Source organism: Pseudomarimonas salicorniae, from assembly GCF_023156535.1.
Classification (GTDB): Bacteria; Pseudomonadota; Gammaproteobacteria; order Xanthomonadales; family Xanthomonadaceae; genus Pseudomarimonas; species Pseudomarimonas salicorniae.
Genome location: NZ_JALNMH010000003.1, coordinates 51,101 through 70,351, shown reverse-complemented (window position 1 = coordinate 70,351; position 19,251 = coordinate 51,101). Strand labels below are relative to the sequence as shown.

The window sequence follows — 19,251 nt, the reverse complement described above, 5'->3', positions numbered from 1 at the left end:
GGCGCTTTTTGCCTTCTGGGGCGTTCGATGGGTGGACCGCTGGACGCGGCTCAGTCCGAGGTCGGCTGTAGCGAGCCGTCGGAGGATACTGCAAAACGGGCCACGTTGGCCCGCCGGAACGGCTGCAGATCGACGCTGGCGCCGTCGCGCAGCACCTCCACGCCGCCGGCATTTCCAAGCGCGACACGCGCGACCTGGCCCTGCGGGAAGCGGCGCTCGCTGTCGGCACGCACGAGCCCGTACTCAAGGCGGCGCCCGTCGACGGCCAACACCTCGACCCAGCTGTCCTCGCTAAACCGGAGCAGCCAGCCCCCGGCGGCGGAGGTCTCGGACTCGGCCGGCTCGGGCTCGGCGCTGCGGGGCGCGTTGTAGAACGGCGCCATGGAGGCCACCACCGTCTCGCGCTCGGCCGGCGCTGCCGGCAATTGCTGGGCGGCGCCGGGCTGAAGGGCTGCCGGACTCCGCGGTCCGCTGTCCTGGGCCGGTACCGGCGGCGCATCCAGCGAGCGCGCGCTGCGCGGCATTCCGCCAAGCCCGGCATGCTGAGTGGCGACCCAGAGGGCCGGCACGATGATCGACAGGGTCAGCAGGACATAGACCGCTCGCATGGCGTAGCGGTCGGTCAGGTACTTCAGGCGGGGGGTGTGGGTGGTAGTGCGAAGGGCCGGCGGCGCTTCGCCCATCTTCCTGACCCCCTCCTCGGCGAGGACTTCAGGAAGCTCGAGCAGGCGCAGATAGGAGCGCAGGTGACCGCGCACGTAGATCGAGGCACCGAGCTGCTCGAAGCGCTCGTTTTCCAGGGACTCGATCACCGCATGGGGCAGGTGCAGCTGCTCGGCGGCCTGCAGGGTGCTCAGTCCGCGCGCCTCACGCGCCTCGCGCAGACGGGGACCAAGGGACTTGCGCTCGCAATCGATCGGATCGGTCATGACGGAGGCGTGCTGGATTCTTCGGAGGGCAGTTCGACATCGGGAAAGCGTTCGCGCAGCTGCCGGGCATAGCGCTCAGCGGCCTTGCTGTCGCCGAGCTGGCGTTCGACCTTGAGGCCGAGCAGCAGGAGCGCGGCATCGGGCTCGGCCCGGGCTTCGTAGCGCTGGATAAAGGCCCGGGCCCGCAGCGATTCGCCGCGCGAATGGCTGATGTTGGCCAGTTCAGCCAGCGCGATCAGGTTGCCGCGCTCCAGCTCCAGGGCACGGCGCAGGTAGTCCTCGGCGCGGTCGCGCTGGCCTGCCTGCCTGCTGCAGACGCCGGCATTGGCCAGTGCGGCCGCCGGAGTCCGGTAGAAGGGGTCGTCGACGGCGGCGCGGAAATGCGTGTCGGCCTCGTCGTACTTGCCCTGGGCACAGAGGAACACGCCCAGGTTGTTGTTGACCGAGCCGTCCCCGGGCTTGAGCTCCACCGCCCGGCGGTAGAAGCGCTCGGCGATCTCAGGCCGACGGATGCGCTCGTTGAGGACCCCGAGCAGGGTGTTGGCGTCAACCGAGTTGGGGTCCAGCTCAATTGCCCGACGCAGCTTGTCCTGGGCTGTCTCCAGCTCGCCCTTGAGCATGTACTCCTGGCCGAGCTTGACCTGCAGGGCAGCGGCATCCTGCTCGCGGGAAGGGCCGTCGCCAAGACGCGAGGGCGAACCGGTGCAGCCGGCCAGCAGCAGGCACAGCGGAAGCGCCAGCGCACTACGCCGCATGCGGGGGCGCTCCCTCTTCGAGACGGCGGCGGAACTCGGCCTGGCGGCGGGTGCGGTCCATGACCTGCCCCTTGAGCTGGCCGCAGGCCGCATCGATGTCGTCGCCGCGGGTCCGGCGCACCATGGTCAGCACCCCGGCATCGAGCAGGATGCGCTGGAAGGCCCGGATCTCCTCTTCGCCGCTGCGCTCGAAGCGCGTGCCCGGAAACGGATTGAAGGGAATCAGGTTGACCTTGGCCGCGTCGGCATACTGCATCTGGTTGGCGAAGGACTTCATCAGCCTGACCAGCTCGCGGGCGATCGCAGGCGAATCGTTCACGCCGCGCATCAGGGTGTACTCGAAGGTGACCGACTCACCCTTGCGCTTGCGCCGCAGGTAGCGCACGCAGGCATCCATCAATTCGGCGATCGGGTACTTCTTGTTCAGCGGGATCAGTTCGGTGCGCAGCGCGTCGTTCGGCGCATGCAGCGACACCGCGAGGGCGACGTCGCTCTCCTCACCGAGGCGGTCGATCATCGGCACGAGACCGGAGGTCGAGAGGGTCACCCGCTTGTTGGCGAGGCCAAAGCCGAGGTCGTCGCGCATGATGCTCATCGCGCATACGACGTTGTCGAAGTTCAGCAGCGGCTCGCCCATGCCCATCATGACCACGTTGGTCAGCTTGCGGTCGAGGTGGGTCTTGTTGCCGAGGTGCTTTGAAGCCACCCAGACCTGGCCGATGATCTCGGCGGTGCTCAGGTTGCGGTTGAAGCCCTGGGTGGCGGTCGAGCAGAACTGGCAGTTCAGGCCACAGCCCACCTGGCTCGAAACGCACAGCGTGCCGCGCCCCTTGTCGGGGATGAAAACGGCCTCGATGGCATTGCCCGCATCCATGCCGAGCAGCCACTTGTGGGTGCCGTCCACCGACGGCTTGTCGAAAAGCACGTTCGGTGGACGGATTTCCGCGCGGGCTTCGAGCTTGGCGCGCAGCGCCTTGCCCACGTCGGTCATTTCCGAGAACTCGGTGACGTGACGGTGGTAGATCCACTTCATCACCTGGTGGGCGCGGAACCGCTTCTCCCCCAAGTCCTCGAAGAACGCTTCCATGCCTGCCCGATCAAGATCGAGCAGGTTCACGATGGAGGTGTTCTCGGTCACGTCTTGGGCTCGCTCAGCGCGGGCAGAGCTCGGTGGTGGAGAAGAAATAGGCGATCTCGATCGCGGCATTCTCCTGGCTGTCCGAGCCGTGCACGGCGTTGGCGTCGATGGACTCTGCGAAGTCGGCGCGGATGGTGCCCGGCGCTGCGTCCTTCGGGTTGGTGGCGCCCATCAGCTCACGGTTCTTGGCAACGGCATTCTCGCCCTCAAGGACCTGGATCATCACCGGGCCGGAGGTCATGAACTCGACCAGGGCGCCGAAGAACGGACGCTCGCGGTGCACGGCGTAGAACCCTTCGGCTTCCTTCTTCGAGAGGTGCTTCATCTTGGCGGCGACGACCTTCAGGCCGGCGTTCTCGAAGCGGGAATAGATCTGGCCGATGACGTTCTTGGCGACCGCGTCGGGCTTGATGATGGAAATGGTGCGTTCCAGCGCCATGGGGGCTCCGTGGTGAAGATTGAATGACAGCTGCAGACAGAAATGCGTCGCAGCTCTTAAGACTAGCAGATAAACGCCGGCTTTTGCTGGCTTTTTTCGAGGTCTCGGGAAATTCCGCAGCGCTCGACCCGTTGACCCCGGAGCGGCCCTTCGCTACCTTCCATTCAAACGAACGTTTGACCGATTGATAGCCATGAGCAACCCGCATTTCTCGACCAAGGACCGCATCCTCGGAGCGGCGGAAGCGCTGTTCGCCCAGCACGGTTTCGCCGAAACCTCGCTGCGCCAGGTGACCAGCCGGGCCGATGTCAATCTGGCGGCGGTCAACTACCACTTCGGCTCGAAGAGCAACCTGATCAACGAAGTGTTCCGGCGCCGGCTGGACGAGCTCAGCGCCAAGCGCGTGGCCGCCCTGCGCACCGTCGAGGAGCGCGACCCGGGCGACCTGGAGGGCATCCTCGCCGCCTTTATCGAGCCGGCCCTGCAGCTGAGTCTTGACCGCAGCGGTGGCGGCGCCTTTGTCCGGGTGATCGCTCGCGCCTACGCCGAGAAGGACGACAAGCTGCGCAGCTTCCTGTCCGACAACTACGGGCACGTGATGCGTGAGTTCGCGCGGGCCATCGGCGTCGCCGTGCCCAAACTGCCCCGCGAGCAGCTCTATTGGCGCCTCGACTTCATCGCCGGGGCGCTGACCTATGCCATGGCCGACTTCGGCCAGATCAAGCGTCCCTCCGGCCTGCCGGAGAAGGAACACTGCAGGCGCGCGGCCGAGGAGCTGGTCCGCTTTGCCGCAGGCGGCCTGCGCGCGGGCTGAGCCCGCACCCTGCCGCACCCCAAGACACCCTCCCCTCCCATCCTGTCCCTGGAGTCATCCATGTCCCACCTTCGCATCCGCAAGGTTGCCGTGCTCGGCGCCGGCGTCATGGGCGCGCAGATCGCCGCCCATCTGGTCAATGCGGGCGTCGACACCGTGTTGTTCGACCTGCCGGCCAAGGAAGGCGATCCCAATGGCATCGTCAACAAGGCCCTGGCCGGGCTGCTCAAGCTGTCCCCGGCGCCCTACGCCAGCAAGTCGCTGGCCGGCTCGATCACCCCGGCGAACTACGGTCAGCATCTCGAGCTTCTCGAGGGCTGTGACCTGATCATCGAGGCGATCGCCGAACGGATGGACTGGAAGCTGGACCTGTACAAGAAGATCGGCCCGCACATCGCCCCGCATGCCGTGGTCGCCTCCAATACCTCGGGCCTGTCGATCAATGCCATGGCCGATGCGCTGGACGCCAAGGTGCAGCCGCGCTTCTGCGGCGTGCACTTCTTCAACCCGCCGCGCTACATGCACCTGGCCGAGCTGATCCCCTGCAAGAACACCGACAAGGCCGTGCTCGAGGGGCTTGAGTCCTTCCTGGTGAGCACGCTCGGCAAGGGCGTGGTCTACGCCAAGGACACCCCGAACTTCATCGGCAACCGCATCGGCGTGTTCTCGATCCTCTCGGTGATCCACCACACCCAGGCCTTTGGCCTGGGCTTCGACGAGGTCGACGCGCTGACCGGCCCGCTGCTCGGCCGGCCGAAGTCGGCCACCTTCCGCACCTCGGACGTGGTCGGCCTCGACACCATGGCCCACGTCATCAAGACCATGGCCGACACCCTGCCGGAGGACCCCTGGCACGGCTACTTCCAGGCTCCGGCCTGGCAGCAGGCATTGATCGCCAAGGGCGCCCTCGGCCAGAAGGCCGGGGCTGGCATCTTCCGCAAGGTCGGCAAGGACATCATGGTGCTGGATGTCGAGAAGCAGGACTACCGGCCGGCTGACCGCGCCGCCGCGCCCGAGGTGCTGGAGATCCTGAAGATCCGCAATCCGGCGGAGAAGTTCGCCAAGCTGCGCGAGAGCCAGCACCCGCAGGCGCAGTTCCTCTGGGCCTGCTTCCGAGACCTGTTCCACTACACCGCCTATCACCTGAAGAACATCGCCGAGACCGCCCGCGATGTCGACCTGGCAATCCGCTGGGGCTACGGCTGGCAGCAGGGCCCGTTCGAGACCTGGCAGGCTGCCGGCTGGCAGACCATCGCCGGCTGGATCGAGGAGGACCGCAAGGCCGGCAAGACCATGGCCGATGCCGCCCTGCCCGGCTGGGTCAGCGACGGCCGCGCGGGCGTGCATTCCGCCGAGGGCAGCTACGCCCCGGCCAGCAACGCGATGATCGCCCGCAGCAGCAACCCGGTCTATGACCGCCAGCGCTTCAAGGATCCGGTGCTGGGCGAGGTCTACCCGCAGGGTGAGACGGTGTTCGAGACCGACGCCGTGCGCATGTGGCACGACGGCGACGGCGTCGCCGTGCTGAGCTTCAAGACCAAGATGCATACCGTGTCCGACGGCGTGCTCTCCGGCATCCAGCAGGCCATCGACGTCGCCGAGAAGGACTTCACCGGCCTGGTCATCTGGCAGCCGAAGGAGCCGTTCTCGGCCGGCGCCGACCTGTCCGGCGCGATGGGCTCGCTGCAGGCGGGCAAGCTCGACGAGTTCGAAGCCATGGTCGCCAACTTCCAGGCCACCAGCCAGCGCATCAAGTACTCGCTGGTTCCGGTGGTCGCCGCGGTGCGCGGCCTGGCCCTGGGCGGCGGCTGCGAGTTCCAGATGCACTCGGCGCGCACTGTGGCCGCGCTCGAGAGCTACATCGGCCTGGTCGAGGCCGGCGTCGGCCTGCTGCCGGCCGGTGGCGGCCTGAAAGAGATCGCCCTGCGCGCCGCGCAGGCGGCCGGCCCGGGCGGCGACGTCTTCGCCCAGCTCAGGCCCTACTTCGAGACCGTGGCGATGGGCAAGGTCTCGACCTCGGCGGTCGAGGCCAAGGAGTCGAAGCTGCTGCGCGAGGGTGACCTGGTCGTCTTCAACACCTTCGAGGCCCTGCACGTGGCCAAGGGCCAGGTCCGCGCACTGGCCGACGCAGGCTACCGCCCGCCGATGCCGGCGCGGCAGATCCCGGTCGCCGGCGACGTCGGCATCGCCACCTTCAAGATGATGCTGGTGAACATGCTCGAGGGCCGGTTCATCTCCAAGCACGACTACGAGGTCGCCTCGCGCATCGCCACCGTGCTCTGCGGCGGCGAGGTCGACCGCGGCGCTGTGGTCGACGAGGACTGGCTGCTCAAGCTCGAGCGCGAACACTTCGTCGCGCTGGCGCAGATGCCGAAGACCCAGGAGCGGATCATGCACACGCTGAAGACCGGCAAGCCGCTGCGCAACTGAGCCGTACGCATCCCTTTCCTTGGAGCGCACCGGACCGGTCGCGCTCCGGACCCCAGATCAAGGACATCCCCATGAGTCGCCAAATCCAGGACGCCTACATCGTTGCCGCCACCCGCACCCCGGTCGGCAAGGCCCCGCGTGGCTTCTTCCGCAATACCCGCCCCGATGAAATGCTGGCCCACGTGCTGCGCGAAGTCGTCGCGCAGGCGCCGGGCATCGACACCTCGCGCATCGACGACGCCATCATCGGCTGCGCCATGCCCGAGGGCGAGCAGGGCATGAACGTGGCCCGCATCGGCGTGCTGCTGGCCGGCCTGCCGAACACGGTGGCCGCGCAGACCATCAACCGCTTCTGTTCCTCCGGCATCCAGGCCGTGGCCATGGCCGCCGACCGCATCCGTCTCGGCGAGGCCGACCTGGTCCTGGCCGGCGGAACCGAGTCGATGTCGATGGTGCCGATGATGGGCAACAAGGTGGCGATGAGCCCCGAGGTCTTCGCCCGCGACGAGAACGTCGCCATCGCCTATGGCATGGGCATCACCGCTGAGAAGGTCGCCGAGGAGTGGAAGGTCTCCCGCGAGGACCAGGACGCCTTTGCCCTGGCCTCGCACCAGAAGGCGATGGCCGCGATCCAGGCCGGTGAGTTCAAGCAGGAGATCAGCCCGTACCAGGTCACCGCGCGGATCCCCGAGCTTGGCGGCAACACCGTGAAGGTGAAGCAGGTCGTGGTGGACACCGATGAGGGCCCGCGCCCCGACACCACCGCCGAGGGCCTGGCCAAGCTGCGCCCGGTCTTCCGCATGGGCGGCTCGGTGACGGCCGGCAACGCCTCGCAGATGTCCGACGGCGCCGCCGGCGTGCTGCTCGCCTCGGAGCAGGCGATCAAGGATTACGGCCTGACCCCGCTGGCGCGCTTCGTCGGCTTCTCGGTGGCCGGCGTCCGCCCCGAGGTCATGGGCATCGGCCCGATCGCGGCGATTCCCAAGGTGCTCAAGCAGGCCGGTCTGACCCACGAGCAGATGGACTGGATCGAGCTGAACGAGGCCTTTGCCGCCCAGGCGCTGGCGGTGATCCGTGACTGTGGTCTGGATCCGTCCAAGGTCAACCCGCTGGGCGGCGCCATCGCCCTCGGCCACCCGCTCGGTGCCACCGGTGCGATCCGCACCGCGACCATCGTCCATGGCCTGCGCCGTCGCAAGCAGAAGTACGGCATGGTCACCATGTGCATCGGCACCGGCATGGGCGCTGCCGGGATCATCGAGGCGCTCTAGGGAGACTCTGAACAAGTCCAGCGCCCCGCGCCGGAGGTTGTGCAGCCGGCCAGCAAGGCGCGCGTCGCAGGGCGTGGTGGTGCCACGGCCAAGACGCGCAACGCAGCTGGATGGCTGCACAATCCCGGCCCGGAGGGTTGCCACGGTGTGCGCCCGCACCTGCAGTGGCCACCTTGAACGTGGCACCACCACGTCCTTCGGCGTCCGCCTTGGTGCGAACGCACACCGTGGCAACGCGGGGCACGGGACTTATTCAGAGGCTCCCTAGTGTCCTGTCCCGGAAGTGCGTTGTTGAAGTCGCGACGCGGATGCGTCGTCGAGGCAAGGCGCGAGAAGGAGGCATAGCAGCGCTATGGCGACGCCGAGCAACGCAGCATCGGCGGCGCAGACCGAGCGAGTTCTGCGATGTATTTCCGGGACAGGACACTAGCGCCCCACCCCGCCCCCGCGGCATTCGCGGGGGCGCAGTTCGGGCGCGGAGTTCGCATTCGCCGCTGTCTAATTGTAGGAGCCAGCTTGCTGGCGATAGGCGCCCCGGACGGGACGATCGCCAGCAAGCTGGCTCCTACACGCAACGGCGCTGCCAGGTCCGGTTTGCGCCCTTCTGGCGCGTTTGGATCCCGCCCCCTTCGACCGCATTCCCGCGATTCAACGAGACCCGACTGTGGGAGCGCCCTTGGGCGCGACCGCAGCGCTGCGGACTCACCGCAGACCGCGGCCAGAGCGGATCTCCGCGGTCGCGTCCAAGGGCGCTCCCACAGAAAGACGGTCCACTTGATGGACCGGGGCCAATGCGCACTTCGCGCCCCAAGATCGCAGTGAACGAACGGCCACGGCGCGCCGCGGGGCCGAGCCGCACCCTATTGGTGACGGGGCGCAGCGCCGCGCTCGCGCCAGGCTTCCCAGCCGTCACGGGCCTGCAGCCACCAGTAGGTCAGCTGCGCCGCCCACAGACCGAAGGGCTTGTAGGCGCGGTCCAGGCCGTAGCGGGACAGGGACGGTGGCAGGGGCCGGCCACCTGACATCGCCTCGGCCAGCCATTCGCCGGCGAGCGTGGTGGGGGCGACGCCGTGGCCGCCGAAGGCCTGGGCCACCCACAGGCCCGAATCGATGTTCGCCACCTGGGGCATCTCGTGGCGGGCATAGCTCATGAGGCCCGACCAGGCGTGCTCGATGCGCGCCTCGGCCAGTTCGGGGAAGACCCGAAGCATGTCGCGCCGGAGCAGGGTCCTGACCTCGTCGGCCGAGCGATCGCGCACCGAGATGCGGCCGCCCCAGAGCAGGCGGCGATCCGGGAGTGGACGGTAGTAGTCAAAGGCAAAGCGCGTGTCGTAGACCGCGGCGCCACCGGGAAGGACCTCGGCGAGCCGCTCGCCGAGCGGTTCGGTCACCATGACATAGGTGGCGATCGGCAACACCGAGCGGTCCACCGAGGCCTGCAGGCCAGCCAGGTAGCCACCACAGCAGAGCACGACCTGTTCGGCCTCGACCTCACCCTCGGGTGTGCGAACCCGCCACCCGGCGCCATCGCGCTCGAGTCCTGATGCAGGGCTCTGCTCGAACACGGATACGCCCCGCGTCGCGGCGGCGCGGGCCAGGCCGCGAGCGTACTTCAGCGGGTGGATCGCAGCCGCTTCGGGCTCGAACAGGCCGGCGCTGTATCGCTCGGAGCGGACCTTGGTGCGCAGCGCATCGCGGTCCAGCCACTCCCACTCGACACCGAAACGCGAGCGCAGCAGCGCCTGCCGGCGATGCAGATGACCGGGGTCGCGGAACCAGTTGGCGAGGACCACCCCGTTCTCCTGCAGATCGCAGTCGATCTCCAGGCTGCGGCAGCGGCGGCGGATCAGTGCAACGGCCTCGCGCGTGCCCTGATAGAGATCGCGCGCGGCCGCCTCGCCGAGCTGGGCGGCCAGCGCGGCCTCGCCCAGAGAGAAGCCGCCGAATACGAAGCCACCATTGCGACCCGAGGCGCCGAAGCCGATCCGTCGCGCCTCCAGCAGAACCACCTCCCTGACGCCGCGCTCGGCCAGACCCAGCGCGGTGTTGAGGCCGGCGAAGCCGCCGCCGACCACGCAGACCCGGGCCGAACGACGCCCGGACAGGGCCGGCGCCGCGGCGGGTGCCGGCGCACTGACTTCGTACCAGGTGCTCACGGGGAGTGCGTGGGGTCGTCGTCGCTGGCCGCCATCGCCGGCCAGGCCGCGCGCAGGTAGGCGAAGCCGCTCCACAGGGTCAGCGCAGCAGCCACCGCCAGCAGGCCCTCGCCGACGAGCAGGGTCGGCAGCGGGCCGATCGGCTGGTAGTAGAGCAGCATGACCAGGGCCACCATCTGCACGATGGTCTTGATCTTGCCGATCCCAGCGACCCGCACCCTCGCCTTCTGACCGATCTCGGCCATCCATTCGCGCAGGGCCGAGATGGTGATCTCGCGGCCGATGATGATCGCCGCCAGCACTGCCATGAACATGGTCGGATGTCGCTGCACGATCAGCACCAGGGCCACCGCCACGGCCAGCTTGTCGGCGACCGGGTCGAGAAAGGCGCCAAACGCCGAATACATGCCGAAGCGGCGCGCGACCCAGCCATCCAGCCAGTCGGTCAGGGCGCCAAGGGTGAAGATCGCCGCGGCCGCGAGGTGGGTCCAGTTGTAGGGCAGGAAGAAGACCACGACCAGCACCGGGATCGAGGCGATCCTGAGCAGGGTCAGGGCGGTCGGGATGGTGACCTTGATGCCGCGTCGGCGGGGGGGGGCTCCGGTTGCAGTCATGTTGTCCGTCGCGGACCTCGCTCAGCTATCCGTTTCGTGCAGTGCGGCGTAGATCCGCCGTGCCAGGGCTGCATTGATCCCCTCGACCCGCGAGAGTTCCTCGACACCGGCGGCGCGTACGCCCGCCAGGCCGCCGAAGTGGCGCAGCAGTGCGGCCCGGCGCCGCGCGCCGATGCCTTCGATGTCCTCCAATGTACTCCGCATCCGGGCCTTGGCGCGACGTCCGCGGTGGCCGGTGATGGCAAAGCGGTGCGCCTCGTCACGCACCTGCTGGATCAGGTGCAGGCCGGGAGAGTCCGGACCGGGCCGCAGCCGCTGGCCGTCGGGCAGGACCAGGGTCTCGTGACCCGGGCGCCGCGACTCGCCCTTGGCGACGCCGACCACGGTGATGCCGGACAGCCCGGCCGCGGTCAGCACCTGGGTGGCCATGCCGAGCTGGCCGCTGCTGCCGTCGATCAGCAGCAGGTCGGGCAGCCTGCCCTCGGCGGCGCGGCGGAAGCGGCGCTCCAGCGCCTGCTGCATGGCGGCGTAGTCGTCACCGGGGGTGATGTCCTGGATGTTGAAGCGGCGGTACTCGTTGCGCTGGGCGCCTTGCGGGCCGAACACCACGCAGGAGGCCACGGTGGCCTCGCCCTGGGTATGTGAGATGTCGAAGCACTCGATGCGCTCGGGCGGCGCGTCCAGGGCGAGCAGCCGGACCAGGTCGTCCAGGCGTCGCTGCTGCGCGCCGGCGGTGTCGATCTCGCTGGCCAGGGCCGCCACGGCCGTGCGCTGGGCGATCTGAAGCAGGCGGGCGCGCTCGCTGCGCACCGAGGTGCGGATCGCCAGCTTGCGTCCGATGCGCTCGCCCAGCGCCGCCTCGATCAGGGCGCGGTCCTCGATCTCGCGGTCGAGCACGATCTCCCGCGGCGGCGGGAACTGCAGGTAGTGCTGGGAGAGAAAGGCCGACAGCACCTCGGCCGGGTCGGCCTCGCCCTGCATGCTGGGGAAGTAACTGCGGGTGCCGAGGTTGACGCCGTTGCGGTAGCTGAGCAGGACCACGCAGGCCGAGGGGCCGTCGATGGCGCAGGCCAGCACGTCGATATCGCCGAGGTCACCCTCGACGTGCTGCTCGGCCTGCACCTTGCGCAGGTGGGCGATCAGGTCGCGCAGGCGCGCTGCCTCCTCGAAATCGAGGGCCTCGGCGGCGCGCTCCATGCGCGCCTGCAGGGCCTCGCCGAGCACGTCGCTGCGACCCTCGAGGAACAGGCTGGCCTCGCGCACCGATTCGGCGTAGTCCTCGGCGCTGATCAGGCCGACGCAGGGCGCGGTGCAGCGTGCGATCTGGTACTGCAGGCAGGGCCGGGTACGCCCGGCGAAGATGCTGTCCTCGCAGGAGCGCAGGCGGAACAGCTTGTGCAGTGCGTTGAGCGTCTCGCGCACCGCGCCGGCTCCGGGATAGGGTCCGAACAGCCGACCGCTGGCCTGGCGGCTGCCGCGGTAGAAGGCGACCCGCGGAAAGGCGTGCTCGGTCATCCGCACGTACGGATAACTCTTGTCGTCCCGCATCAGGATGTTGTAACGGGGCCGCAGCGACTTGATCAGCTGGTTCTCGAGCAGCAGGGCCTCGGCCTCGGTACGGGTGAGGGTCACCTCCATCCGCCGCACCCGGCTCAGCATCATCTGGATGCGCGGCGCGTGCTGTCGCCCGCTGAAATAGCTCATGACCCGCTTGTCGAGCGCCGAGGCCTTGCCCACGTAGAGCACCGCATCGTCATCACCGAGCATGCGATACACGCCCGGACTGGAGGGCAGGCTGCGGGCAAAGCGCTTGCCGTCGAACTCCTGCGCTGCGTCGTCTTCCACCGGCCGTCCGCTCATTCCCCGATCGGCAGACGCTGCACCTGGCGCGATTCCATGTCGATCCGCACGACCTCATGCGAGTTGCTGTTGGCCACCCACAACGCACCGGAGCCGGCGGCGATGGCCGAGGGCTCGTGCAGCACGTAGTCGAGCTGCAGGCTGCGTAGGTCTCCGCCGCCAAGACGCAGGTAGCGGATCTGGCTGTTGTAGGTGTCTGCGATCCACAGCTGCGGCGACTTGGGGTCCATCGCCACGTCCAGCGGGTACTGCAGCAGGGCCGACTGCCGCGGGCCATCCTGGCGGCCGAACTCGAACAGTCCGTGCCCGATCAGGCTGTGGATCTGGCCGCCGGAGACGTGCACGCTGCGGATCGCCGAAGCAGCGCTGTCGGCGACGTAGAGCGACTGCTGAACCAGCGCGAGGCCAGCCGGCTGGGCGAGCATGGCGCGGTCGCCGACGCCATCGCCGAAGCCGATCTGGCCGGTGCCGACGAGGCAGCGCAGGCTTCGGCTGACCTGGTCGTACTCCCAGACCTGCTGGGCGGCAGCCTGGGTGAAATAGAGCTTGTCGTTGGAGCCGGTGACCGCCCAGGGCGTGTCCAGCGCAGTGGTGCTGGGTGAGCTGCCCTGCCCTTCGCCGGTCTGGCGCCGCTGGCCTGTCCCGGCGATGGTGTCGGATTCGCCGTTGAGCAGGGCGATGCGGCGCAGGGTGTGGTTGCCGGTGTCGGCGACGAACAGCGCGTCGCGGGTCAGGTGCAGGCCGCGGGGGCCGTTGAAGCTGCACTCCGAGGGGTGCCCGTCGACGTAACCCGGCGTGCCCGAACCGAAGGTGCGCAGGATGCGCCCCTCGTGGCTGCACTCGAGGATACGGTGGTGGGCGGTATCGGCCACGTAGAGGTGGCTGGGCCCTACGGCGAGGCCTGCCGGAAAGGCCAGCGGCATGCGCGGCTCCGGCTTGTAGGCCTGGACCTGGGCACCGAACACGCGCTGCTGCGGACCGGCGCTGTCCAGCAGGCCCTGGACAGCGAGGTCGATGGCGCCACGCTGATGGTCTCCGACGAATCGGTGCTGCACAGCCCCGCTGGCGTCGATCAGGATGACCGTCGGCCAGGCCTTGACCTCGAAGTGCTGCCAGAGCAGGAACAGCTTGTCGTGCGCGGCCGGCAGCCGGCAGCCCAGCCGATTGAGCGCCTTCAGGGCGATGCGCTGGTCGCGCTCGGCCTCGAACTTGGGCGTGTGCACGGCGACCACGGTGAGCCCGTCGGCATGCCGGGTGGCGATACCCCCGAGGTCATCCAGCAGGTTGTGGCAATAGGCCGAGGAGGCGCTCCAGAAGACCAGGGCCACGGCGCGGCCGCGCTGCTCGCTCATCCGCAGGGGATCGCAGTTGATCCATTCGAGGCTGGCCGGAAACTCTGGCGCCTGCGCCGGTACGCTCATGCTGCCTGCCCCGTTCTGCCCACGCGCTGCTTCCCTCCCCGTTTGACCGTCGCATTATGCCGGCTTTGCCGGGGTCGCGGACTCCGGCGGGACCGACCGTCGGGCCGTTGGCGCGGTCACACGGCAACGGGACGAGACGAGCGAGGGTCTCGACGAGCGCAGCGCCCGGCGCCCCCGGGCCATGACAGACTGCCAGCCCTCGCCACGCTCCTTGAGGTAAGGATTGCCATGCCCCTGCGCCTGCTAGCCCTGCTGCTGATCGTTCCTGCCGCGCAGGCGGACGCCCCAGCCGACTCCGCGACCTGGCGCTACGACTGGCTGACGCAGGGTGAGCGCAGCGGCTCGCTGGTCACGCGCATCGAGCCGGACGGGCAGTTGCACAGCGAATTCGAGTTCAACGACCGCGGCCGCGGACCCAAGCTCAGCGAGACCCTGCGCCTCGGCACGAAGGGCCTGCCCGAGTCGATCCGGGTCGAGGGCAAGAGCTACTTGGGCGCAAAGGTCGATGAGCGCTTTGCCATCGAGGACGGCCAGGCGCGCTGGACGACCACCCAGGACCAGGGCAAGCGCGCGGTGGACGGGCCAGTGTTCTACGCCGCGGCCGAGTCGACGCCGCAGCAGCTGGCCGTGATGGCCCGGGCCCTGCTCGCCAGCGAGGGCGGACGCCTGCCCCTGCTGCCCGCCGGCGAAGCCAGCATCGAGACGCTGCGCACTGAGCGCTTCGAAGCGGGCGGCGACACGCTGGAAGCCACCCTGTACGCCATTCACGGGCTGGACTTCACCCCCAATTTCATCTGGCTGGATGCGAAAAAGTCCCTGTTCGCGCTGAGCTTTGGCTGGATGGGCCTGCTGCCCGAGGGCCGGAGCGAGCTGTTCGAGCGCGTGCGGGCGATCCAGGAGGAAGCTGAAGAATCGCTTCTGCGCAAGCGCGCGGTCGCCCTGACCCGTCGCCTGCCCGGGACCTGGTGCCTGGTCAACGCGCGCTGGCTGGACGTCGATCGCGGCGCGCTGCAGCCGGCGTCCACCCTGCGAATCGAGGATGGCCGTATCGCCGCCATCGGCAGCGCCGACGAGATCGGCTGCGAGGGCCACGAGCGCATCGATGCGGGCGGCCGCGTGGTGCTGCCCGGGCTATGGGACATGCACGTGCACGTCTCCGCCGCCGACGGCCTGCTGCACATCGCACATGGCGTCACCGGCGCGCGTGACCTCGCCAACGACCACGACCAGGTCGTGCGGCTGCAGGCCAGCTTCGCCAGCGGCGAGCTGATCGGCCCGCGCCTGCAGCGCGCCGGCTTCATCGACAAGAAGAGCCCCTACACCGCACCCACCGGTACGCCGGTCGACAGCCTGGACGAGGCGCTGGCAGCCATCGACCGCTACGCTGGCCAGGGCTACCCGCAGGTCAAGATCTACTCCTCGGTACCGCCGGACTGGGTGGCGCCGATGGCCCGGCGCCTGCACGGCCACGGCATGCGCCTGTCCGGCCACGTGCCCGCCTTCATGAGTGCCGAGCAAGCCGTGCGCCAGGGCTTCGACGAGATCCAGCACCTGAACATGCTGTTCCTCAACTTCGTCTCCGACGAGAACACCGACAGCCGCACGCCGCAGCGCTTCCTCAAGGTTGCCGAGGAAGCCGCCGGTCTGGACCTCGACGGCCCGGCGGTGCGCGAATTCATCGCCCTGCTGAAGAAGGAGGACGTGGTCGTCGACCCGACGGTCAGCATCTTCGACGACATGTTCCGCCACCGGCCAGGCCAGGTCTCGCCCCTGCTGGCCAGCGTCATCGACCACCTTCCACCCGAGGTCCAGCGCTCGGCGCGGTCCGGTCGCCTCGACATCACCGAGAGTAACGCCGCGCGCTACGCGGCCTCGGCCGATGCCCTGCTCGGCATGATCCGCCGCCTGCACGAGGCCGGCGTGCGCATGGTCCCGGGCACCGACAGCATCGTCGGCTTCACCCTGCACCGCGAGCTGGAGCTGTATGCACAGGCCGGCATCCCCAACGCCGAGGTGATCCGCCTGGCGACCGCTTCGGCCGCGGACATCGCCAACACCGGCGTCCCGGTCGGCCGCATCGCCCCGGGCCAGGCCGCCGACTTGCTGGTGGTCGAGGGCGACCCGCTGCAGGACATCTCCGACCTGCGCCGCGGCGTGCTGGTCGTCCGCGGCGACCGCGCCTACCGCCCGGACGCTTTGTTCCGCAGCCTTGGCATCCGGCCGTTCGCCAAATCCATTCACTGAGTTCGTTTGCGCAGGAACGGTCGCGACGACCGCGAGACCTCTCGGGGATGTCGTCGCGGACAGAACACCCGTTCGCCCTGAGGTGTCGAAGGGCGAACCTCCAACACTGCGGAGCCGTGCTTCGATACCTCAGCACGAACGGCGTTGGGACGTGCCGGATGCCGGAGGCGCAATGACGGCTCGCTCGCGTTGGAACTCGAACCAGCTGCAGACCTTTTCGCCGCCTCGCGCTGCCTATGTCGGGGATGTGGACCCGTCGGATCGAACAAACGCCTTGCCAACGCGACATCTCGGCGAATCCCCATAGGGTGTGCCTCGGCGCACCGACACGGGCGTTCGGACGATACGCCCGGTGCGGCCAGCCGCACCCTATGAGCGCCCGAATGGCACCCGTTCGCCCTGAGGTATCGAATGGCGAAGCCTCATCCCTGCAGAGCCGTTCGTGCTTCGATACCTCAGCACGAGCGGCGTTGGGACGTGCCGGATGCCGGAGGCGCAATGACGGCTCGCTCGCGTTGGGACTCGAACCGGCGGCAGACCTTTTCGCCGCCTTGCGCTGCCTATGTCGGGGATGTGGACCCGTCGGATCGAACAAACGCCTTGCCAACGCGACATCTCGGCGAAGCCCCATAGGGTGGGCCTTGGCGCACCGATACGGGCACTCGGACGGTACGCCCGGTGCGGCCAGCCGCACCCTATGAGCGCCCGAATGGCACCCGTTCGCCCTGAGGTATCGAAGGGCGAACCTCCAACACTGCGGAGCCGTGCGTGCTTCGATACGTCAGCACGAACGGCTTCGGGGTTGGCAGCGCGTTCGCGGCGCACCGCGGCCTCGGGCAGCCTGGAAATCAAAAGGGCCGCTGGCACCTTCGGACACCTTGACCCGCCTGGGCCGGAACGCAGCAGGTCCGCCTGGAAACCTCTACCCCGCCCCGTTCCGCTGCCCTACCCCTTCCTCAGCCGCGTCAACGCGCCGCGTGCGGCGCGGTCAAGCAGTTCGAACACCGACTCGAAGTCGGCGTACTCGCCGTAGTACGGGTCGGGCACCTCGGTCTCCGGCGAGATGCCGCAGAAGGCCAGCAGCAGCTGCGCCCTGTCGGCATGCCGGGGAAACCGCCTGTTCAGTTCGTCGAGGTTCATGCGGTCGGCGACCAGGATATGGTCGAAGCGCTGGAAGTCGGCGGCGACAACCTGCCGCGCGCTGAGCGTGTCGATCGACAGGCCGCGCTCGCGGGCGACACGTCGGGCGCGGGCGTCGGGCGGATGGCCGATGTGGTAGGCATGGGTGCCGGCGGAGTCGAGCTCCAGCTCGAGGCCCGTCTCGGCGGCGCGGTGGCGGAAGATGCCCTCGGCCAGCGGCGAGCGGCAGATGTTGCCCATGCAGACCAGAAGCAGGGATGGCGGGCGCGCGCTCATGCCCTGCCCTCCATCTCGGCGCGCACCCGCTCGAGATCCTCGGGCGTGTCGACGCCGGCGGGAATGCCGACCGGGCTGGTGGCGACGGCGATACGCCAGCCGGCCTCCAGCGCGCGCAGCTGCTCGAGGCTCTCGACCTGCTCCAGCATGCCGGGGGGCAGGCGGGTGAACTCGGCCAGTGCGCCGCAGCGATAGCCGTAGAGGCCGACATGGCGCCACCAGCGGCCGCTCTGTGGTAGGCCCAAGCGGTCATGGACAAAGGCATCGCGGGCCCATGGGATGGGTGCACGCGAGAAATACAGTGCGTTCCCCGCGGCGTCCCGCACTAGCTTCACGCAGTTCGGATCAAACAGCTGGGCGGCATCGACGATGGGCACGGCCAGGGTGGCGATCGGCGCATCGGTGCGGGCCAGGGCCTCGGCGCAGGCGCGGATGGCGGCGGGCGGGGCCTGCGGCTCGTCACCCTGCAGGTTGACCAGGATCCGCGAGTCGGCCCAGCCACGCTGGGCGGCGACCTCGGCCAGCCGGTCGGTGCCCGAGGCATGCGCCGGCGAGGTCATCGCCACCTCGATCCCGAGCGGTGCCACGGCATTTCGTACGCGCTCGTCGTCCGTGGCGACCACCACCTCCATCGCGCCGGACTCCCGGGCCCTGTCAACCACGTGGGCGATCATCGGCCGCCCGGCGATTCCGGCCAGCGGCTTGCCCGGCAGACGGGTCGACGCATAGCGCGCGGGAATCACCACCACGAATTCCAGCGGTTCAGCCATCAAGGCGCTCCTTGGCCTGCAGCAATAGGGCGTTCAGGGTATCGAAGAAGTCAGCGGGCAGGTTCGCGGTCGCCCCGACCGAATACCAGTGCGGGCGGGCGAATCCGCGGCACTTGGCAGCATCCTTCTCGGTCATCAGCAGCGGCCGACCGTCGTCGAAGGCGAAATCGGATTCGCTGAAGGCGTGATGGTCGTCGAAGGCATGCGCCTCGACCTCGAGCCCGGCCTCGCGGAGCGCGCGGAAGAAGCGCGGCGGATGGCCGATGCCGGCCACCGCCTGCACCGACCTGCCGCGCAGCGCGTCCAGAGGCAGCAGCTCACCGCCGGCCAGCGGCCTGGCCTCGCCAAGCTCAAGCCGCATCGGCACCTCGTTGTCGCCCGCCAGACCGCCGTTGACCACCCTCGCGGTGCATCGTGCGGCCCGCCAGGGCGGCTCGCGCAGCGGTCCGGCCGGGAGCAGCCGGCCATTGCCGAAGCGGCGCTCGCCATCGATCACCAGCACCTCGACATCGCGTTCCAGCGCGTAGTGCTGCAGGCCGTCGTCGGCGATCAGCAGGTCGACCTCCCCGCCGGCGAGCAGCAGGCGCCCGGCCTCGGCGCGGCGGGCCGACACGGCGACGGGGCAGCCGCTGCGCTGGGCGATCAGCAAGGGCTCGTCGCCGACGGTTTCGGCCGTGCTGTCGACCGATACCCTGAGCGTGCCCGCCTGCTTGCGGCCGTAGCCACGCGAGACCACCCCGGGCCGCCAGCCGCGCTCCTGCAGCGCTGCGCAGAGAGCGATCACCAGCGGTGTCTTGCCGCTGCCGCCGACGGTCAGGTTGCCCACCACCAGCACCGGCACCGGAAGACGCGCGCTGCGCCACCAGCCAAGTCGGTAGAGCCCTCGGCGGGCTGCGGTGAGCGTGGAGTACAACACCTCCAGCAGGCCAAGGCCGAGACCGGGTCGGCGGCCGCCATACCAGCGCGCCTCAAGCCAGGGGGGCAGCCGGGCCAT

At 69.1% G+C, this 19,251-nt stretch carries 15 protein-coding genes; 4 read left to right on the top strand and 11 right to left on the bottom strand.

The features are described 5' to 3' along the window. Positions 1-50 precede the first annotated feature (50 nt). Genes M0G41_RS04740 through ndk form a run of 4 tightly spaced genes read right to left on the bottom strand, consistent with a single transcriptional unit; the run spans position 51 to position 3,261 of the window. Complete coding sequence (locus M0G41_RS04740) at positions 51-929, bottom strand: helix-turn-helix domain-containing protein (protein WP_248205784.1); 879 nt, start codon at positions 927-929, stop codon at positions 51-53. Continuing rightward, positions 926-1,684 carry a type IV pilus biogenesis/stability protein PilW gene (pilW, locus tag M0G41_RS04735; RefSeq protein ID WP_248205781.1) on the bottom strand — a complete coding sequence of 253 codons (759 nt, stop codon included), beginning with the start codon at positions 1,682-1,684 and terminating at the stop codon, positions 926-928. The genes M0G41_RS04740 and pilW overlap by 4 nt, the downstream gene beginning before the upstream one ends. Next, the gene (rlmN, locus tag M0G41_RS04730; RefSeq protein WP_282452691.1) at positions 1,674-2,891 is read right to left on the bottom strand and encodes a dual-specificity RNA methyltransferase RlmN; all 1,218 of its coding nucleotides are present in this window, start codon (positions 2,889-2,891) and stop codon (positions 1,674-1,676) included. Before rlmN ends, pilW begins: the two co-directional genes overlap by 11 nt. Next, positions 2,836-3,261, bottom strand: a complete 426-nt coding sequence (gene ndk, locus M0G41_RS04725) for a nucleoside-diphosphate kinase (protein WP_248205778.1) — start codon at positions 3,259-3,261, stop codon at positions 2,836-2,838. Before ndk ends, rlmN begins: the two co-directional genes overlap by 56 nt. 193 nt (positions 3,262-3,454) lie before the next feature. On the opposite strand from ndk, the gene M0G41_RS04720 reads away from it, so the two are divergent. The 3 genes from M0G41_RS04720 (at position 3,455) to M0G41_RS04710 (ending at position 7,776) form a co-directional block, all read left to right on the top strand. Continuing rightward, a complete protein-coding gene (locus M0G41_RS04720; RefSeq protein WP_248205772.1) occupies positions 3,455-4,075 on the top strand; it encodes a TetR/AcrR family transcriptional regulator in 621 nt (206 codons plus the stop codon). A gap of 60 nt (positions 4,076-4,135) precedes the next feature. Then, on the top strand, positions 4,136-6,505 hold the full coding sequence (locus tag M0G41_RS04715) for a 3-hydroxyacyl-CoA dehydrogenase/enoyl-CoA hydratase family protein (RefSeq protein ID WP_248205770.1): 2,370 nt from the start codon (positions 4,136-4,138) through the stop codon (positions 6,503-6,505). Positions 6,506-6,576: 71 nt separating this feature from the next. Beyond that, positions 6,577-7,776, top strand: coding sequence for an acetyl-CoA C-acyltransferase (locus tag M0G41_RS04710; protein WP_248205766.1), 1,200 nt, complete (start codon positions 6,577-6,579; stop codon positions 7,774-7,776). Between the two features lie 860 nt (positions 7,777-8,636). On the opposite strand, the gene M0G41_RS04705 is transcribed toward M0G41_RS04710, so the two are convergent. From M0G41_RS04705 to M0G41_RS04690, 4 genes are read right to left on the bottom strand one after another with little or no spacing between them, the layout of a single operon-like run. After that, positions 8,637-9,932: an NAD(P)/FAD-dependent oxidoreductase gene (locus M0G41_RS04705; RefSeq protein WP_248205763.1), complete on the bottom strand. Its 1,296-nt coding sequence runs from the start codon at positions 9,930-9,932 to the stop codon at positions 8,637-8,639. Beyond that, positions 9,929-10,510 carry a CDP-diacylglycerol--glycerol-3-phosphate 3-phosphatidyltransferase gene (gene pgsA / locus M0G41_RS04700; RefSeq protein WP_248206335.1) on the bottom strand — a complete coding sequence of 194 codons (582 nt, stop codon included), beginning with the start codon at positions 10,508-10,510 and terminating at the stop codon, positions 9,929-9,931. Before pgsA ends, M0G41_RS04705 begins: the two co-directional genes overlap by 4 nt. Before the next feature lie 57 nt (positions 10,511-10,567). Then, positions 10,568-12,406: an excinuclease ABC subunit UvrC gene (uvrC, locus tag M0G41_RS04695; protein ID WP_248205760.1), complete on the bottom strand. Its 1,839-nt coding sequence runs from the start codon at positions 12,404-12,406 to the stop codon at positions 10,568-10,570. Next, positions 12,403-13,827: a thioredoxin-like domain-containing protein gene (locus M0G41_RS04690; protein ID WP_248205757.1), complete on the bottom strand. Its 1,425-nt coding sequence runs from the start codon at positions 13,825-13,827 to the stop codon at positions 12,403-12,405. Before M0G41_RS04690 ends, uvrC begins: the two co-directional genes overlap by 4 nt. 228 nt (positions 13,828-14,055) lie before the next feature. Here M0G41_RS04690 and M0G41_RS04685 point away from each other — a divergent pair, with 228 nt between their 5' ends. Next, positions 14,056-16,071: an amidohydrolase family protein gene (locus tag M0G41_RS04685; protein WP_248205755.1), complete on the top strand. Its 2,016-nt coding sequence runs from the start codon at positions 14,056-14,058 to the stop codon at positions 16,069-16,071. 945 nt (positions 16,072-17,016) lie between these two features. On the opposite strand, the gene M0G41_RS04680 is transcribed toward M0G41_RS04685, so the two are convergent. The 3 genes from M0G41_RS04680 to lpxK are packed head-to-tail and all read right to left on the bottom strand — an operon-like array spanning position 17,017 to position 19,251. Then, a complete protein-coding gene (locus M0G41_RS04680) occupies positions 17,017-17,487 on the bottom strand; it encodes a low molecular weight protein-tyrosine-phosphatase (protein WP_248205752.1) in 471 nt (156 codons plus the stop codon). Further along, the gene (gene kdsB / locus M0G41_RS04675) at positions 17,484-18,257 is read right to left on the bottom strand and encodes a 3-deoxy-manno-octulosonate cytidylyltransferase (protein WP_248205749.1); all 774 of its coding nucleotides are present in this window, start codon (positions 18,255-18,257) and stop codon (positions 17,484-17,486) included. The genes M0G41_RS04680 and kdsB overlap by 4 nt, the downstream gene beginning before the upstream one ends. Beyond that, positions 18,250-19,251 carry a tetraacyldisaccharide 4'-kinase gene (gene lpxK / locus M0G41_RS04670; protein ID WP_248205746.1) on the bottom strand — a complete coding sequence of 334 codons (1,002 nt, stop codon included), beginning with the start codon at positions 19,249-19,251 and terminating at the stop codon, positions 18,250-18,252. The genes kdsB and lpxK overlap by 8 nt, the downstream gene beginning before the upstream one ends.

Excerpts from the sequence above, each read along its gene's own strand:
- lpxK (WP_248205746.1), bottom strand. The coding sequence starts at position 19,251 with ATGGCCCGGCTGCCCCCCTGGCTTGAGGCGCGCTGGTATGGCGGCCGC.
- rlmN (WP_282452691.1), bottom strand. The coding sequence starts at position 2,891 with ATGCCGCGATCGAGATCGCCTATTTCTTCTCCACCACCGAGCTCTGCC.
- M0G41_RS04690 (WP_248205757.1), bottom strand. The coding sequence starts at position 13,827 with ATGAGCGTACCGGCGCAGGCGCCAGAGTTTCCGGCCAGCCTCGAATGG.
- M0G41_RS04740 (WP_248205784.1), bottom strand. The coding sequence starts at position 929 with ATGACCGATCCGATCGATTGCGAGCGCAAGTCCCTTGGTCCCCGTCTG.
- ndk (WP_248205778.1), bottom strand. The coding sequence starts at position 3,261 with ATGGCGCTGGAACGCACCATTTCCATCATCAAGCCCGACGCGGTCGCC.
- pilW (WP_248205781.1), bottom strand. The coding sequence starts at position 1,684 with ATGCGGCGTAGTGCGCTGGCGCTTCCGCTGTGCCTGCTGCTGGCCGGC.
- M0G41_RS04680 (WP_248205752.1), bottom strand. The coding sequence starts at position 17,487 with ATGAGCGCGCGCCCGCCATCCCTGCTTCTGGTCTGCATGGGCAACATC.
- kdsB (WP_248205749.1), bottom strand. The coding sequence starts at position 18,257 with ATGGCTGAACCGCTGGAATTCGTGGTGGTGATTCCCGCGCGCTATGCG.
- M0G41_RS04685 (WP_248205755.1), top strand. The coding sequence starts at position 14,056 with ATGCCCCTGCGCCTGCTAGCCCTGCTGCTGATCGTTCCTGCCGCGCAG.
- M0G41_RS04715 (WP_248205770.1), top strand. The coding sequence starts at position 4,136 with ATGTCCCACCTTCGCATCCGCAAGGTTGCCGTGCTCGGCGCCGGCGTC.
- M0G41_RS04710 (WP_248205766.1), top strand. The coding sequence starts at position 6,577 with ATGAGTCGCCAAATCCAGGACGCCTACATCGTTGCCGCCACCCGCACC.
- M0G41_RS04720 (WP_248205772.1), top strand. The coding sequence starts at position 3,455 with ATGAGCAACCCGCATTTCTCGACCAAGGACCGCATCCTCGGAGCGGCG.
- uvrC (WP_248205760.1), bottom strand. The coding sequence starts at position 12,406 with ATGAGCGGACGGCCGGTGGAAGACGACGCAGCGCAGGAGTTCGACGGC.